The sequence below is a fragment of the Streptomyces sp. Inha503 genome (assembly GCF_047215865.1).
Classification (GTDB): Bacteria; Actinomycetota; Actinomycetes; order Streptomycetales; family Streptomycetaceae; genus Streptomyces; species Streptomyces lycopersici.
Map to the genome: position 1 here is coordinate 9825570 of NZ_CP178360.1, position 15184 is coordinate 9840753.

Annotated in this window: 12 protein-coding genes and 1 pseudogene; 9 read left to right on the forward strand and 4 right to left on the reverse strand. The window is 71.7% G+C overall.

Annotated elements, in window-relative coordinates; translation table 11 throughout:
- Positions 1-9 precede the first annotated feature (9 nt).
- Both ACJX2R_RS41340 and hppD read right to left on the reverse strand, forming a co-directional pair.
- Positions 10-1137: an alpha-hydroxy acid oxidase gene (locus ACJX2R_RS41340; RefSeq protein ID WP_413104243.1), complete on the reverse strand. Its 1128-nt coding sequence runs from the start codon at positions 1135-1137 to the stop codon at positions 10-12.
- Entirely contained in the window at positions 1121-2287 is a 1167-nt protein-coding gene (gene hppD, locus ACJX2R_RS41345) for a 4-hydroxyphenylpyruvate dioxygenase (RefSeq protein ID WP_413104244.1), read from the reverse strand. Before hppD ends, ACJX2R_RS41340 begins: the two co-directional genes overlap by 17 nt.
- Positions 2288-2477: 190 nt before the next feature.
- Between hppD and ACJX2R_RS41350 the strand changes: the two genes are divergently transcribed.
- The 7 genes and pseudogenes from ACJX2R_RS41350 to ACJX2R_RS41380 all read left to right on the forward strand — a co-directional run.
- A complete protein-coding gene (locus ACJX2R_RS41350; protein WP_413104245.1) occupies positions 2478-3572 on the forward strand; it encodes a prephenate dehydrogenase in 1095 nt (364 codons plus the stop codon).
- Between the two features lie 156 nt (positions 3573-3728).
- On the forward strand, positions 3729-5117 hold the full coding sequence (locus ACJX2R_RS41355) for a PLP-dependent aminotransferase family protein (RefSeq protein WP_413104246.1): 1389 nt from the start codon (positions 3729-3731) through the stop codon (positions 5115-5117).
- An 80-nt stretch (positions 5118-5197) separates the two neighbouring features.
- Positions 5198-6271: a 3,5-dihydroxyphenylacetyl-CoA synthase DpgA gene (gene dpgA / locus ACJX2R_RS41360; protein ID WP_413104247.1), complete on the forward strand. Its 1074-nt coding sequence runs from the start codon at positions 5198-5200 to the stop codon at positions 6269-6271.
- Between the two features lie 14 nt (positions 6272-6285).
- Positions 6286-6945: an enoyl-CoA-hydratase DpgB gene (dpgB, locus tag ACJX2R_RS41365; protein WP_413104248.1), complete on the forward strand. Its 660-nt coding sequence runs from the start codon at positions 6286-6288 to the stop codon at positions 6943-6945.
- Positions 6942-8225: a (3,5-dihydroxyphenyl)acetyl-CoA 1,2-dioxygenase DpgC gene (dpgC, locus tag ACJX2R_RS41370; RefSeq protein WP_413104249.1), complete on the forward strand. Its 1284-nt coding sequence runs from the start codon at positions 6942-6944 to the stop codon at positions 8223-8225. Before dpgB ends, dpgC begins: the two co-directional genes overlap by 4 nt.
- 41 nt (positions 8226-8266) lie before the next feature.
- Complete coding sequence (locus ACJX2R_RS41375; RefSeq protein WP_413104250.1) at positions 8267-9760, forward strand: tryptophan 7-halogenase; 1494 nt, start codon at positions 8267-8269, stop codon at positions 9758-9760.
- A gap of 2 nt (positions 9761-9762) precedes the next feature.
- Positions 9763-10554, forward strand: a pseudogene (locus ACJX2R_RS41380) (alpha/beta fold hydrolase); the annotation flags it as partial.
- On the opposite strand, the gene ACJX2R_RS41385 reads toward ACJX2R_RS41380, so the two are convergent.
- Positions 10553-11962, reverse strand: a complete 1410-nt coding sequence (locus ACJX2R_RS41385) for a sensor histidine kinase (RefSeq protein ID WP_413104251.1) — start codon at positions 11960-11962, stop codon at positions 10553-10555. The pseudogene ACJX2R_RS41380 and the gene ACJX2R_RS41385 overlap by 2 nt on opposite strands.
- An 8-nt stretch (positions 11963-11970) precedes the next feature.
- Positions 11971-12624, reverse strand: a complete 654-nt coding sequence (locus tag ACJX2R_RS41390) for a response regulator transcription factor (RefSeq protein ID WP_262704233.1) — start codon at positions 12622-12624, stop codon at positions 11971-11973.
- Positions 12625-12847: 223 nt separating this feature from the next.
- Between ACJX2R_RS41390 and ACJX2R_RS41395 the strand changes: the two genes are divergently transcribed.
- Positions 12848-13054, forward strand: a complete 207-nt coding sequence (locus ACJX2R_RS41395; protein ID WP_020866836.1) for an MbtH family protein — start codon at positions 12848-12850, stop codon at positions 13052-13054.
- A 54-nt stretch (positions 13055-13108) separates the two neighbouring features.
- A complete protein-coding gene (locus ACJX2R_RS41400; protein ID WP_413106080.1) occupies positions 13109-15136 on the forward strand; it encodes an ABC transporter ATP-binding protein in 2028 nt (675 codons plus the stop codon).
- Positions 15137-15184 lie beyond the last annotated feature (48 nt).

Here is a 15184-nt window from a genome sequence, read left to right on the forward strand (position 1 = left end):
CGGCCGCGCTCACCGTACGGTGCGCAGGCTCCGGGCCCCGGTGACGTCGGCGCAGCCCGCAAGACCCAGCGAGGTGCGCAGTTCGGCGGACAGCAGCTCGAACACCCGCCGCACACCCGCCTCACCGGCCGCGGCCAGACCCCAGATCACCGGCCGTCCCACCAGCACCCCGGCCGCGCCGAGGGCCAGGGCCCTGAGGATGTCCGTACCGCCGCGGACGCCGCCGTCGAGCAGCAGCTCGCAGCGGCCACCGAGCGCGGGCGCCAGCTCGGCCAGCGCGTCCAGGCTCGGCACGGCGCCGTCGAGCTGACGGCCACCGTGGTTGGAGACCACCAGCGCGTCGACCCCGGATTCGGCGGCGCGCAGCGCGTCCTCCCGCGCCAGGACGCCCTTGAGCACCAGCGGCAACCGCGTGTGCTCCCGCAGCCGGTCCACGGTGGCCCAGGTCAGCGCCGGGGAGAACGCCTCGCTGGTGTGCGCGGCCACGGCCGAGGCACCGGCGGGCCGGATGTGCGCCGTCCCGCCCGCGTCGATGTTGGTGGCCCGTACCTCGGCAGGGAGCGTGAACCGATTGCGGATGTCCCGCAGCCGACGGCCCATCCACGGCACGTCCACGGTGAGCATGAGCGCCTCACAGCCCGCGTCCTCCGCCCGGCGGGCGAGCTCCAGCGTCCGGGCGCCGTCGCGCAGCCAGTACAGCTGGAACCAGACCGCCCCGCCGACCGCCGTGATCTCCTCGATCGGCACACTGCTCAGCGTGGAGACCGCGAACGGCACCCCCGCGGCCTTCGCCGCCCGGGCGGTGGCCAGTTCACCGTCCTCGCTCACCAGCCGGTGGTACGCCACCGGGGCCACCGCCAGCGGCAGCGCCGCCGGACGGCCCAGCAGCGTGGCATCCGTCGTGCACCGCGAGACGTCCCGCAGCACCCGGGGCACGAGGAAGGTGCGGTCGAACGCCGCGCGGTTGGCGGCCAGCGTCAGCTCGTCACCGCTGCCGCCCGCCACGAAGTCCCGGACGTCGGGCAGCAGGACGGCAGCGGCGGCGCGCTCGAGGTCGGCCAGGCACTCGACACCATCGACGGCGTCGGCGGCTGCCCCGGCCGCACCGCGACCGGCGCGGTCAGCGCCGGAAGTCACGCTGCCCGGTCCTCTCCAGCTCCACGGCCTCGTACAGCGCCTTGATGTTCGCGCTGCCGAAGGTCTGGGCGCCCTGCCGCTCGATGACCTCGTAGAAGAGGGTGTGCCGCGGGTGGGTGGAGGCCGTGAAGATCTGGAACAGCTGCCCGTCGTGGTCCTCGTCCGCGAGCACCCCCGTGGCGCGCAGATCGGCCAGGCGCCGCGGGCTGAGGTCGATCCGCTCACCCAGCAGGTCGTAGTACGCGTCGGGCGTGGTGAGGAAGGTGACGCCGCGGTCGGACAGGGCGCGCACTGACCTGACGGCGTCATGCGAGGAGAAGGCCAGGTGCTGCACGCCCGAGCCCTGGTGGCTCTTCAGGAACTCGTCGATCTGCCCCGGCAGGGCCGTGTCGTCGGGCTCGATGAGCGTGAGCGTGACGGCGCCGGACGGGCTCTGCACGACCTTCGAGTGCATCGCCTGGGCGCCGACGACGATGTGCTCCGCGAAGACGTCCCGGAAGCCCAGTGCCTGCTGGTAGTACGCGACGGCCGGGCCGAGGCCGCCGGTGCCGAGACAGACGGCGATGTGGTCGATGTCGAGCAGACCCACTTCGGTCAGGCCCGTCTCGGGCAGACCCGCCTCTGCCAGACCCGCCTTGTTCAGGCCCGCCTCGCCGCCCGGTCCGTCGGGCCGCTCCTGGCCGTCCGCGGGTACGAAACCCGCGGGCAGCCCGGGGCCCGCGTCCGGCGCGCGCTGGACCAGGGTGTGGACCACGTCCCCGAAGCCGTGCACCGCGGCGGTGACGGACGGGCCGTCACCGGTGTGCCGGACCGGTCGCCGGTGGACACCGGCGCCGTTCGCCACCGCCGCCTCGAAGGCCGCCCGCACATCGGCGGTGCGCAGCGCGATGTCCGCCACGCCGTCGCCGTGGCTGAGTACGTACGCCGAGGCGGGGTGGCGGTCGGAGGTCGCCTGGGTCAGCACCAGCGTGATCTCCCCGTGCCGCAGCGCAAGGCTGCGGTGATCCGCGGAACCGCCGCTGCCGACGATGGCGAACGCATACCGGTCGACCCACTGGAACGCGCTCGAATCCAGGTTCTCCACATACAACTCGACATAGTCGATGGCGAGATCCGCGAGCGGCTCCGCGGCTTTTGATGAATTCCTCATGATGGCCCCCCAGATGCGGAAGAAAACCGAGCCCGCAGAACTCTAGGCGGCCATGAGCGCGTCCAGCCATCGGTGCCATTCCGGCGGTTAACGGAACTCGTGGACGCCGGGCCTTCTCCCTAAGCTGTGCCGCGTTTTGTGTTTCCGGGTCGCGGTCCTCTTGGACGGGTGATGTCTTGTGATGCACACGATGGCTGTCATCGGCACCGGCCTCATCGGTACGTCGGTCGCGCTCGCCGCCACCGGGCAGGGCGTGTCGGTGTATCTCTCCGACCGGAACCGGGCCGCCGCCAGGACCGCCGCCGCACTCGGCGCGGGACGGGCGGAGGAGCCGCCGGAGCCGGTCGACCTGGCCGTGCTCGCGGTGCCGCCGAGCCGGATCGCCGAGGTGCTGATCGCGGCCCAGGAACGCGGTCTGGCCCGCGCCTACACCGATGTGGCGAGCGTGAAGGAGGGCCCGGAGCGGGCCGTGCTCGCCCGCGCCCCCGAGCCCTCCCGTTACGTCGGCGGCCATCCGCTGGCCGGCCGGGAGCGATCGGGGCCGCTGGCGGCGCGGGCCGAGCTGTTCCGGGGCCGCCCCTGGGCGCTGACGCCGCACCGGCTGACCTCGCGCGCCGCCCTCGACCGGGGCCTGGAGCTCGCGGAGTTGTGCGGCGCCGCCCCGGTGGTCATGCGCGGCCGGGAGCATGACGAGGTGGTGGCGCTGACCTCGCACGTACCGCATCTGCTGGCCAGCGTGATGGCCGCCCGGCTGCGCGACGGTCCGGCCGGGGTGCCGCTGCTGGCCGGTCAGGGGCTGCGCGATGTGACCCGGATCGCCGCCGGGGACCCCCGGCTGTGGAGCGACATCCTGCGGTCCAACGCGGCAGCCATGGCCGGGGTGGTGAAGGAGCTGCGGGCCGATCTGGCCCGGGTGGCGGCGGTGCTCGACGTGCTCGCCGAGGACCACGACGAAGGCCACGGCCAGGGCGTACGGACCCTGGAGGATCTGCTGGCCAGGGGCGTGGCCGGGCTCGCCGGGCTGCCGCGCCCCGGCGCAGGCCCGCCCGTGGCCGAGGCGGCCTTACGGATCCTGGTCCCGGACCGCCCGGGGGAGCTGGCCCGGCTGCTGAGCGCCGTCGCGGCGCTCGGCATCGCCGTGGACGACGTCGCCGTGGAGGCCGCGGAGGAGCGCGGGCTGCGGGTGCGCCTGCCCGTTCCCTCGGCCGACGCCGAGCGGATCGGGGCCAAGCTGGGCGCCGACGGATGGGACCGGGCCCCGGCCGAATCGATGCCCGTGGGATAGCGCGATAGCGCTCCACAAGGCCGCCGACAAGCCCGTCCAAGTGCGCGGTTCGAGCAATTGGACGGCGTTGTCGAAAGGCCGACGGGCGTGTGATGCTGAAGCATCCGAGCCGCCCTCATACAGCCGCTCTCATTCATTTGCCGCCCGGGGGAATTCATGGCAGGAACCACCGTCGCCGCGCAGACCCGTCAACGGGAACACCTCGAAATGGCAGAGCTGCACGGCAGCGTTTCCGAGCCCGTGCTGGACACGATGAACTTCCTCAACGAGGTGACCCACCGCTATCCGGACGCGATTTCCTTCGCCCCGGGCCGGCCGTACGACGGCTTCTTCGACACCGAGCAGGTCTTCACCCATATCCGCCGCTATCTGGATTACTTGGCGGAGCGGGGGAGTTCACCGGCGGACATCCGTACCGCGCTGTACCAGTACGGGCCGACCGCCGGGCAGATCCGGCAGATCATCGCCGACTCGCTGCGCGCGGACGAGGCCACCGACGTACCGGCCGAGTCCATCGTGGTGACCGTCGGCGCCCAGGAGGCCATGCTGCTGGTGCTGCGCGCGCTCTTCGCGGGCCCCGACGACGTCCTGCTGGTCTCCAGCCCCTGCTATGTGGGGATCACCGGCGCGGCCCGGCTGCTGGACGTGGCCGTGTGTCCGGTGGAGGAGCGCGAGGACGGGTTCCACGCCGCCGATCTGGAGGCCGCGGTGCTGGCGGAGCGGGCGCGCGGCCGCCGCCCGCGCGCGTTCTACGTGGTGCCGGACCACTCCAACCCGTCCGGGAACACCATGGGCCCGAAGGCCCGGGAGGAGCTGCTCGAGCTCGCCGGGCGCCATGACTTCCTGGTGCTGGAGGACAGCCCGTACCGGCAGGTGAGCCCCGGCACTCCGCTGCCGACGCTGAAGTCCCGGGACCGGGCCCGCCGCGTGGTGCACCTGGGCTCGTACTCCAAGACGGTCTTCCCCGGCGCCCGCGTCGGGTTCGTCGTGGCCGACCAGCGGGTCCGGGACGCCACGGGCGGTGAGCGGCTGCTGGCGGACGAACTCGCCAAGATCAAGAGCATGGTGACGGTCAACACCTCGTCACTGAGCCAGGCCGCCGTGGCGGGTGCGCTGCTCGGCGCCCGGGGCCGGCTGTCGGAGCTGAACGCCGAGGCGGCCGCGTACTACGGCGAGGCGATGCGGGAGATGCTGCGGCGGCTGGACGCCCGGCTGCCCGCCGCCCGCCGGGAGGCCCTGGGGGTGCGCTGGAACGAGCCGAGCGGTGGCTTCTTCCTCACCATGCGCGTCCCGTTCCGGGTGGACAACACCGTACTGACCACGTCCGCACAGGACTTCGGCGTGATCTGGACGCCGATGGCGCACTTCTACCCCGGCACCGGTGGCCACCACGGCATCCGGCTGTCCATCAGCTATCTGACGCCCGCCGAGATCGACGAGGGCACGGCGAGGCTCGCGCGCTTCATCGAGGCGCACAGCGCGTCGCACAACGCACCGCATGACGCGCCACCCAGCGCGCCACACAGCACCAGCGGATCCCAGTGAGAAAGGTGAGGCAACGTGTCCGGACTGAGTCGCGGTCGCCGACCCCGGAGCAAGCCGCGTATGTGGGGGTGGACCTTCCGATGACCCTGGCAGCCGAGTTACGGCCCCGCGCCCTCGGCGTGGGGACGGCGGTTACATCCACGTCGTACACCCAGCGGGAGGTGCTCGACGCCTTCCAGATCACCGACCCCAAGATCCGTTCGGTCTTCCTCAACAGCGCCATCGACCGCCGCCATCTGACGCTCCCGCCGCCGGACGGCAAGGGCGGCCGCGTCCCCGAACCGCAGGGCGACCTGCTCGACAAGCACAGGGCCAAGGCCATCGAGATGGGCGCCGAGGCGCTGCGCGCCTGCCTCAAGCGGGCCGGTGCCGAACTGGCCGAACTGCGCCACCTGTGCTGTGTGACCTCCACCGGACTGCTCACCCCGGGGCTGAGCGCCCTGCTCATCAAGGAGCTCGGCATCGACCGGCATTGCAGCCGCTCCGACATCGTGGGCATGGGCTGCAACGCCGGGCTGAACGCCCTGGGCGTGGTCGCGGGCTGGGCCGCCGCCCACCCCGGCGAACTCGCCGTCGTGCTCTGCGCGGAAGCCTGCTCCGCCGCGTACGCGATCGACTCCACGATGCGCACCGCCGTCGTGAACAGCCTCTTCGGGGACGGCGCGAGCGCGATCGCGCTCCGCTCGGGGCCGGACGGCGTGGCCGACCCCGAGGGGCCGCGCATCCTCAAGTTCGCCAGCCGCATCATCCCGGACGCCTCCGACGCCATGCGCTACGACTGGGACCGCGAGCAGGGCCGCTTCAGCTTCTACCTGGACCCGCAGATCCCGTATGTGGTCGGCGCCCACGCCGAACTGGTCGTGGACCGGCTGCTGGCCGACACCGGGCTGCGCCGCAGCGACATCGCCCACTGGCTGGTGCACTCGGGCGGCAAGAAGGTCATCGACGCCGTGGTCGTCAACCTGGGGCTCACCCGGTACGACGTCCGGCACACCGTCGGTGTGCTGCGCGACTACGGCAACGTGTCCAGCGGCTCGTTCCTGTTCTCCTACGAACGGCTCCTGGACGAGGGAGTCGCCAAACCGGGTGAGTACGGCGTGCTGATGACCATGGGGCCCGGCTCCACTATCGAGACGGCGCTGGTCCAGTGGTGAGCGCGGAGGGTGGCATGGAAGAACTGCTGACCGTGGCGATCGACGGGGCCGAGCCGCCGACCGCCGCGACCGTGAGCGCCGTACAGGCCGTGTGCGACAAGGCCGAGGACCGCCCCGGCCGCGGAGTCGTCGCCGTACAGGTCGGCGGGGCCCCGGCAGCGGGCTGGACCGGAGACCTCGATGTGATGCGCGTCAGCAAGTGGGAGCGGACGCTGCGCCGCCTGGAGCGGCTGCCCCGGGCCACCGTCGCGGTGGCCTCGGGCGACTGCGGCGGCGCGGCCCTGGACGCCTTCCTCGCCTGCGACATCCGGGTGGTCACCCCGGGCACCCGGCTGCTCGTCCACGGCGATGGCACGGCGACCTGGCCCGGTATGGCCGGCTACCGGCTCGTCCAGCTGGCCGGGCCCGCGCGGGTCCGCCGGGCGCTGCTGTTCGGCGTGCCCATCGAGGCGCCCGAGGCGGTCGCGCTCGGCGTGGCCGATCAGCTGGCCGACGACCCGGCCGGTGCGGTCGCGGCCGCCGCCGGGCTGGTCAGCGGGCTGGCCGGAAAGGAGGTCGCGATCCGCCGGCAGCTGCTCTTCGACGCCGCGACGACCAGTTTCGAGGACGCCCTCGGCTCCCATCTGGCCGCCTGCGACCGGGCGTTGCGGCCGCCCGTGGTGGAGGCGTCATGACCGTCCCGCTCTGGCCGGAGCTGCGGCAGGCGGCCCTCCGCGTCGATGAACTGGTGGCGAAACTGCCCGAACCCGGTGCCCGGGGACCTGAGGAGCGGGCCGCGCTCGCCGCGGCCAAGGACACCGCACGGGCGCTGCGGACGCGCTATCTGCACACCCACGCCGACGCCGTGTACGACCACCTCACCAGCGGCGGCGCCGACGAGCTCCGCATCGTCGAACTCGTCGGCGCCGCCGCGGCCGCCTTCCCCGCGCTGCTGCCCACGGCCGGACAGCTCGCCGCCGACCGCGCCCGGCGGCAGGCGGACAAGGAGGGGTACGAGATCGATCAGGGCATCTTCCTGCGCGCCGTGCTGGGCTCGCCCCGGTCCGGGCCGCATCTGCTCGACGCGATGCTGCGGCCGACACCGCGGGCGCTGCGGCTGCTGCCGGAGTTCACGAGGACCGGCGTCCTCGAGACGACGTCCGTACGGATGGAGCGGCGCGACGGCGCGGCGTATCTGACGATGTGCCGGGACGACTGCCTGAACGCCGAGGACGAGCAGCAGGTCGACGACATGGAGACCGCCGTCGACCTGGCGCTGCTCGACCCGGAGGTGAGGGTCGGGGTGGTGCGCGGCGGCCCGATGAGCCATCCCCGCTACCGGGGCCGGCGGGTGTTCAGCGCGGGCATCAACCTCAAGAGCCTGCACGCCGGAACCATTTCGCTGGTCGGCTTTCTGCTCCGCCGCGAGCTGGGCTATCTCCACAAACTGGTCAGGGGAGTGCGCACCGACACCGCGCCCTGGCACTCCCCGACGGTCGAAAAGCCGTGGGTCGCGGCCGTCGAGACGTTCGCCATCGGCGGCGGCACCCAGCTGCTGCTCGTCTTCGACCATGTGATCGCCGCGTCGGACGCCTATATCAGCCTGCCCGCGGCCCGGGAGGGCATCGTGCCGGGGGCCGCGAACTTCCGGCTCGGCCGGCACGCCGGACCCCGGATCTCCCGCCAGGTGATCCTCCAGGGCCGCCGGATCCGGGCCACCGAACCCGACGCCCGGCTGCTGATCGACGAGGTGGTCGAGCCGGAGGAGATGGACACGGCCGTGGCGGGCGCCGTGCGGCGGCTCGGCGGCCCGGCGGTCGTACCCAACCGGCGGATGCTGGGCGGGGCCGAGGAGCCGGTCGAGGAGTTCCGCCGCTATATGGCCGAGTTCGCGCTCCAGCAGGCCCTGCGTCTGTACGGCGAGGACGTGATCGGCAAGGTCGGCCGGTTCGCGGGGCAGGGGCAGGGCGCATGACCGCTACCGAGAAGAGCAACGCACGCCAGGAGGGGGAAACCATGAGCAGTGAAGGTCGTCAGGAGTACGACGTCGTGGTGGTCGGGGGCGGTCCCGGTGGGTCGACGCTGGCCGCACTCGTCGCCATGCGGGGCCACCGGGTCCTGATCCTGGAGAAGGAGACGTTTCCGCGGTATCAGATCGGCGAGTCGCTGCTGCCGTCCACGATCCACGGCGTCTGCCGGATGACCGGGGTGGCGGAGAAGCTGGCCGCGGCCGGGTTCACCCCGAAGAAGGGCGGCACGTTCCGCTGGGGTGCCAACGCCGAACCGTGGACGTTCTCCTTCTCGGTGTCCCCGAAGATCGCGGGTGCCACCTCGCACGCGTACCAGGTCGAGCGCTCGAAGTTCGACACCATCCTGCTGGAGCACGCGGTGGAGAAGGGCGCGGAGGTGCGCTTCCGGGTGTCGGTCTCCGATGTGATCGAGGACGGTGAGCGGGTCACCGGGGTGCGGTACACCGACGCGGACGGCACCGAGCACGAGGTGCGCGCCACATACGTCGTGGACGCGTCGGGCAACGGCAGCCGGCTGCACAAGCGGGTGGGCGGCACCCGGGAGTACTCGCAGTTCTTCCGGAGCCTCGCGCTGTTCGGCTACTTCCAGGGCGGCAAGCGGCTGCCCGCCCCCAACTCGGGCAACATCCTGTCCGTGGCGTTCGAGAGCGGCTGGTTCTGGTACATCCCGCTCACCCCCGACCTCACCAGCGTCGGCGCCGTCGTCCGGAGGGAGAACGCCGACAAGATCCAGGGCGATCCGGAGCGGGCCCTGCTGGCGCTCATCGACGAATGCCCGCTCATCAAGGAGTATCTGGCGGACGCCCCCCGGGTGACGGAGGGCCAGTACGGCCAGCTCCGGGTGCGCAAGGACTACTCCTACCACCAGACCAAGTTCTGGCGGCCCGGCCTCGTGCTCATCGGCGACGCGGCCTGCTTCGTCGACCCCGTCTTCTCCTCCGGCGTCCACCTGGCCACCTACAGCGCCCTGTTGGCGGCCCGCTCGATCAGCAGCAGCCTGGCCGGGGTCGTGTCCGAGGAGGCGGCGTTCACCGAGTTCGAGGCCCGCTACCGCCGGGAGTACGGCGTCTTCTACGAGTTCCTGATGTCCTTCTACGACATGCACGTGGACGAGAACTCCTACTTCTGGTCGGCCAAGAAGGTCACCCGCAACCAGCACACCGAGCTGGAGTCGTTCGTCGAGCTGGTGGCGGGCGTGTCGTCCTCGGAGTTCGACCTCGACGGCGCCGAGTCGGCCGCGCTGCGCATGAAGTCCAAGTCGGCCGAGTTCGTCTCCGCCATCGACGAGATGTCCGCCGACGCGGACGGGAACATGACGCCGCTGTTCCGCTCCTCCGCGGTGCGCCAGGCGATGCAGGAGGGCGCGCAGGTGCAGAGCCGGGCCTTCCTCGGCGAGGACCTCGGCCCCGATGTGCCGATGTTCCCCGGCGGGCTCATCACCTCCGACGACGGCATGCTCTGGCAGCCGGGACCGGCCTGACGATGCCTGTCGTCCGGATCAACGGGATCCAGCTGAACTACGAGGCGCACGGAACGGGGGACCCGGTCGTCATGGTGACCGGCACCGGGGCCCCCGGCCGGATGTGGCGCACCCACCAGGTGCCCGCGCTCAAGGCGGCCGGCTTCAAGGTGATCACCGTGGACAACCGCGGGATCCCGCCGAGCGACCCCTGCGCCGAGGGCTTCACCCTCGACGACATGGCGGCGGACATCGCGGGCCTCATCGAGCACCTCGGCGCGGGCCCGTGCCGGGTCGTGGGCTTCTCCCTGGGCGGCATCATCGTCCAGGAGCTGATCCTGGCCCGGCCCGAACTCGTCCGGTCGGCCGTGCTGATGGCGACCAGCGGCCGGGCCGACACCTTCGCCACCGCCCAGGCGATCGCGGAGATGGACCTGGCCGACAGCGGGGTGAAGCTGCCGCCCCGCTACGCCGCCTACGTCAACGCGTTGCAGAGCCTGTCCCCGCAGACCCTGGCCGATGAGCAGCGGCTGCGCGACTGGCTGGACATCTTCGAGATCTCCGCCATCGACCTGGCCTCGGTCCGCGGCCAGCTCGGCCTCCAGCTGATCCCCAACCGGCTGCCCGCGTACGCGGCCATCCGCTGCCCGTGCCTGGTCCTGGGCTTCGAGCACGATCTGATCGTACGGCCGCAGCTCACCCGGGAGGTCGCCGACGCCATCCCGGGCGCCCGCCACACCGAGATCCCCGGCTGCGGACACTACGGCTATCTGGAGAAGCCGGCGGCGGTGAACGCCGCGCTCGTCGACTTCTTCACCGCTCCCCTCGCCGCTGGGGCGGCGGCCCCGGGCGGTGGGCGGAGGACGGTTCCTTCCGGTGGCCCGGTGGCGGTCCCGGCCGGTGGCCCGGTGGCCGTTCCTGCCGGTGGTCCATTGGCGGTCGCGGTGGGTGGCCCGGTGGGTGGCCCGGTGGGTGCGGAAAGCCGATCGTGAAGACGAGGCCCCCCTCCGGGCGGGCCTCCACGGCGAGCGTGGCGTCATGCGCCACCGCGATGGCCTGCACGATCGACAGCCCAAGCCCCAGGCCGTCCTTGTTGGTCCGCGGGTCGCCGAGCCGCTGGAACGGCTGGAACATCTGGTCCAGCGCGCTCGGCTCCACCACCGGACCGGAGTTGGCCACGGTCAGGACGGCCCGGCCGGGCTCGTCCGCCGTGGCCACCTCCACCCAGCCGTACGGCTCGTTGTGCCGCAGCGCGTTGTCCACCAGGTTGATGACGAGCCGTTCGGCCAGCGGCCGGTGGCCCGCCGCGACCGTGGCCGCCGGCGCGCAGCGCAGCGTGACCCGCCGCTGCTCCGCGTCCGTCCGGCGGGCCGCCACGACCTCCCGCGCCAGCCGGTCCAGGTCGAACGGCCTGCGCACCTCGATCCCCGCGTGGCTACGGGCCAGGGTGAGCAGCGCCTCGATCATGCGCTCCTGCTGGGCGCCCGCGGCGAGGATCCGTTCGTGTGCCGCGCGCAGCGACGCCACGTCCGCGTCGGGATCCGACAGGGCCAGCTGCCCCAGCGTCCGCTGCCGGGCGAGGGGCGTGCGCAGCTCATGCGAGGCGTTGGCGACGAACCGGCGCTGTGCCTCGAACGATGTCTCCAGCCGGCCGAGCAGACCGTCGAACGTGTCGCCCAGCTCCTTGAGTTCATCCCTCGGGCCATCGAGCGCCAGGCGCTGATGCAGGCTGGTCGCCGAGATCTCCCGGGCGGCGCCGATGACCGTACGCAGCGGGCGCAGTATCCGCCCCGAGACCACCCAGCCCAGCGCGATCGAGATGACCGACATCAGCCCGAGCGCGATCGCGGACTGCACCAGCAGGTCATGCAGCACGGCGTCCCGTTGCAGCTCCATGATCTCCCGCGCCGCGGCCGGAAGGACATCGCGGGTGCTCTCCCCGATGCGCCCCCGCGGCGGCGGCACCGGCGGGGAGTGGCCGTCGGTCTCGCCCGTCCGCGGCCCACCGCCGTCCGGCGCGGGCTGCCCGCCGGACAGCGAACCGCCGTTGGACCCCAGCACCAGCAGATACGTGATCGTCAGCAGCGCCGCCCCCGAGAGCAGGAACAGCGCCCCGTACAGCAGCGTCAGCTTCAGCCGCACCGTACGCCGGGGCAGGGCCGAGTGCGCCAGCCGGGCGGTGAGCCGGGACAGCGGAGCCAGGAGCCGGGGCAGCGAAGGCATCGGCGGCCTCAGATCCGGTAGCCGCGCTTGGCGACGGTCTCGATCACCGGCGGATCGCCCAGCTTGGCCCGCAGCCTGCTGATGGTGATCTTCACGGCGCTGGTGAACGGATCGGCCGCCTCGTCCCACACCCGCTCCAGCAGCTCCTCCGCCGAAACCGCCCGCCCCTTGGCCGACAGCAGCAGCTCCAGCACGCCGAACTCCTTCGGCGCCAGCTCCAGCGGCCGGCCCGCCCGGGCGGCCTTGCGGCGCGCCGTGTCCACCACCAGATCGCCGTGGTGCACCACCGGCGGCACCGCCGGATGCGCACGCCGCGCCAGCGCGCCGATCCGCGCGATCAGCACCGGGAAGTCGAACGGCTTCGCCAGATAGTCATCGGCCCCCAGATTGAGCCCGTCGACCAGATCCTCCGCCGAGGCCGCCGCGGTCAGCATCAGCACCCTGCTGCGGCAGCCGGACGCGATCAGCTCGGAGCAGATCTCGTCGCCGTGCGTCCCGGGCAGATCCCGGTCCAGCACGATCACGTCGTAGTCACTGAGCAGCGCCCGCTCAAGACCGCTCTCCCCGTCGAACGCCACATCGACGGCCATCTGAGCCCGCCGTAAGCCGACGGCCACCGCCTGCGCCATTTCCTGGTCGTCCTCCACCACGAGCACGCGCACCCGCTCCCCCTCCTCGTTCTGTCCAACCGGCCCCTCGGCCCTGCCCCCCCCTGGACAGCGGGACCCAGAATGCCCCGGCTCCGGTTTCCGCGGGGTTTCACCCGTTGTCCAAGTGCAGAGAATACGCGGTTGGACGCCACTTCAATAGTCGACCTTGCCGCTCCCGATGGCCGCTCGTTACCTTGAATTCCGGCCCGCTCCGGGGAAGTTGGAAGGAGTGAAGATGACCAATCCGTTCGATGACGAAAACGGTTCCTTTCTGGTCCTGCTGAACGACGAGGGTCAGTATTCGCTGTGGCCCGCCTTTGCCGAGGTACCGGCCGGCTGGCGCGTCGTATTCGGCGAGGACGCCCGCAAGAACTGCCTGGACTACATCGAGGAGAACTGGCGCGACATGCGCCCCAAGAGCCTCATCGACCAGCTCACATAGGTCGGAACGACCCAAGCCGAGGAGAGCGTCGTGTCCATAGGCGGCCCAGGGCCGATGATGATTCGCGCGGTGGGCCCCGACCCATCCGTGACCAAGCAGAAAATAAAAGCCGGGACCGCGAAACGGATAGTTCCGTATACCCGGCCGTATCGCGTCAGCATCTGTCTGCTGCTGCTCATGACCGTGGCGAACGCCGCCATTGTGGTGGCCGTCCCCATCCTCTTCAAATACCTCATCGACAATGGTATCGCCGAACATGATTCCGATGTCGTCGTGGGTATCGCCGTGGCGGTCGGCGGACTGGCGGTCCTCGGCGCGCTGCTGGGGTTCGGCGAGGCGTGGTACTCGGCCCGGGTCAGTGAAGGGCTCGTCTACGAGCTGCGCACCAAGGTCTTCGACCATGTGCAGCGCCAGCCGCTGGCGTTCTTCACCCGGGCCCAGACCGGCGCCCTGGTCAGCCGGCTCAACGCGGATGTGGTCGGGGCCCAGCAGGCCCTGACCTCACTGCTGTCCACGGTCGTCTCGGCCGCGCTCACCCTGCTGTTCGTCCTCATCACGATGTTCTACCTGTCCTGGGTGATCACCCTGATCTCCCTGGTAGTGCTGCCCTTCTTCATCCTCCCCGGCAAGGTCGTCGGGCGCCGGCTCCAGCGGCTCATGCGCTCCCAGATGGAGCAGAACGCCGAAATGGGCGCGCTGATGAACGAGCGGTTCAACGTGACCGGGGCGCTGCTGGCCAAGCTGTACGGCCGGCCCAGCCGGGAGCTGCGCCAGTTCACCAAGCTGGCCGGAAGGGTCCGTGACCTCGGCGTACTGACCGCCGTCAACGGCAAGCTGCTCTTCCTGTCGATGGTCCTCCTCAGCGCGCTCGCCACCGCCGTGGTCTACGGCGTCGGCGGCCGGCTCGTCATCGACGACGCCTTCGAGATCGGCACCCTGGTGGCCCTGGCCACGCTGCTCACCCGGCTCTTCGGCCCGATCAACCAGCTCTCCAGCGCCCAGGCCAACGTGGTCACCGCCCTCGTCAGCTTCGACCGGCTCTTCGAGATCCTCGACCTCAAGCCGCTCATCTCCGAGAAGCCCGACGCGATCGCCCTGCCCCGCGACGGCGCGCCCGAAATCGTCTTCGACGGCGTCTCGTTCTCGTACCCGGCCGCCGCGGACGTCTCGCTCGCCTCCCTCGAATCGATCGCCATACCGCGGACGGAGCGCACCAGGAACGATCGGACCCTGCGCGAGCTGAGCTTCCGGCTGCCCGCCGGGAAGCTCACCGCCCTCGTCGGCCCCTCGGGCGCCGGCAAGACCACCATCACCCATCTCGTGCCCCGGCTGTACGACCCCGGCGAGGGCACCGTCAGCATCGACGGACACGACCTCCGGGACCTCACACTGGAGTCCCTCTACGACACCATCGGCGTCGTCACCCAGGACGCCTACCTCTTCCACGCCACCATCGGCGACAACCTCCGCTACGCCCGCCCGGAGGCCACCGAGCAGGAGATGGTCGACGCTTGCAAGGCCGCCCAGATCTGGGGCCTGATCGAGTCCCTGCCCGACGGCTTCGACACCGTCGTCGGCGACCGGGGCTACCGGCTCTCCGGCGGCGAGAAACAGCGCATCGCCATGGCCCGGCTGCTGCTCAAGGCGCCACCGGTCGTCGTCCTCGACGAGGCCACGGCACACCTCGACTCCGAGTCGGAGGCCGCGCTGCAACGGGCGCTGGAGACCGCGCTCGCGGGGCGCACCTCGCTGGTGATCGCCCACCGGCTGTCCACGATCCGCGACGCCGACCAGATCCTCGTGATCGACGGCGGCCGGGTGCGGGAGAGCGGCACCCATGAGGAACTCCTTGCCCTGGGTGGGCTCTACGCGGAGCTGTACCGCACCCAGTTCGCGGGGCGTGGCGGGCCGGGTGGTCATGAGGCGCCGCCCAATGGGCGTGGGCCGGTGCCGCCCCATGGCCACGGGCCGATGGGCAATGGGCCGATGGGCAATGGGCCGATGGGCAACGGGCATGCGCCGGGGCCCTATGGACACGCACCGGTGGCGATGCCCGGGGGCCCGCCGCCCGGCCATGGCTGAGCACGGCTGAGCACGGCTGAACACGGGGCTCCGACCACCGCCATCGCG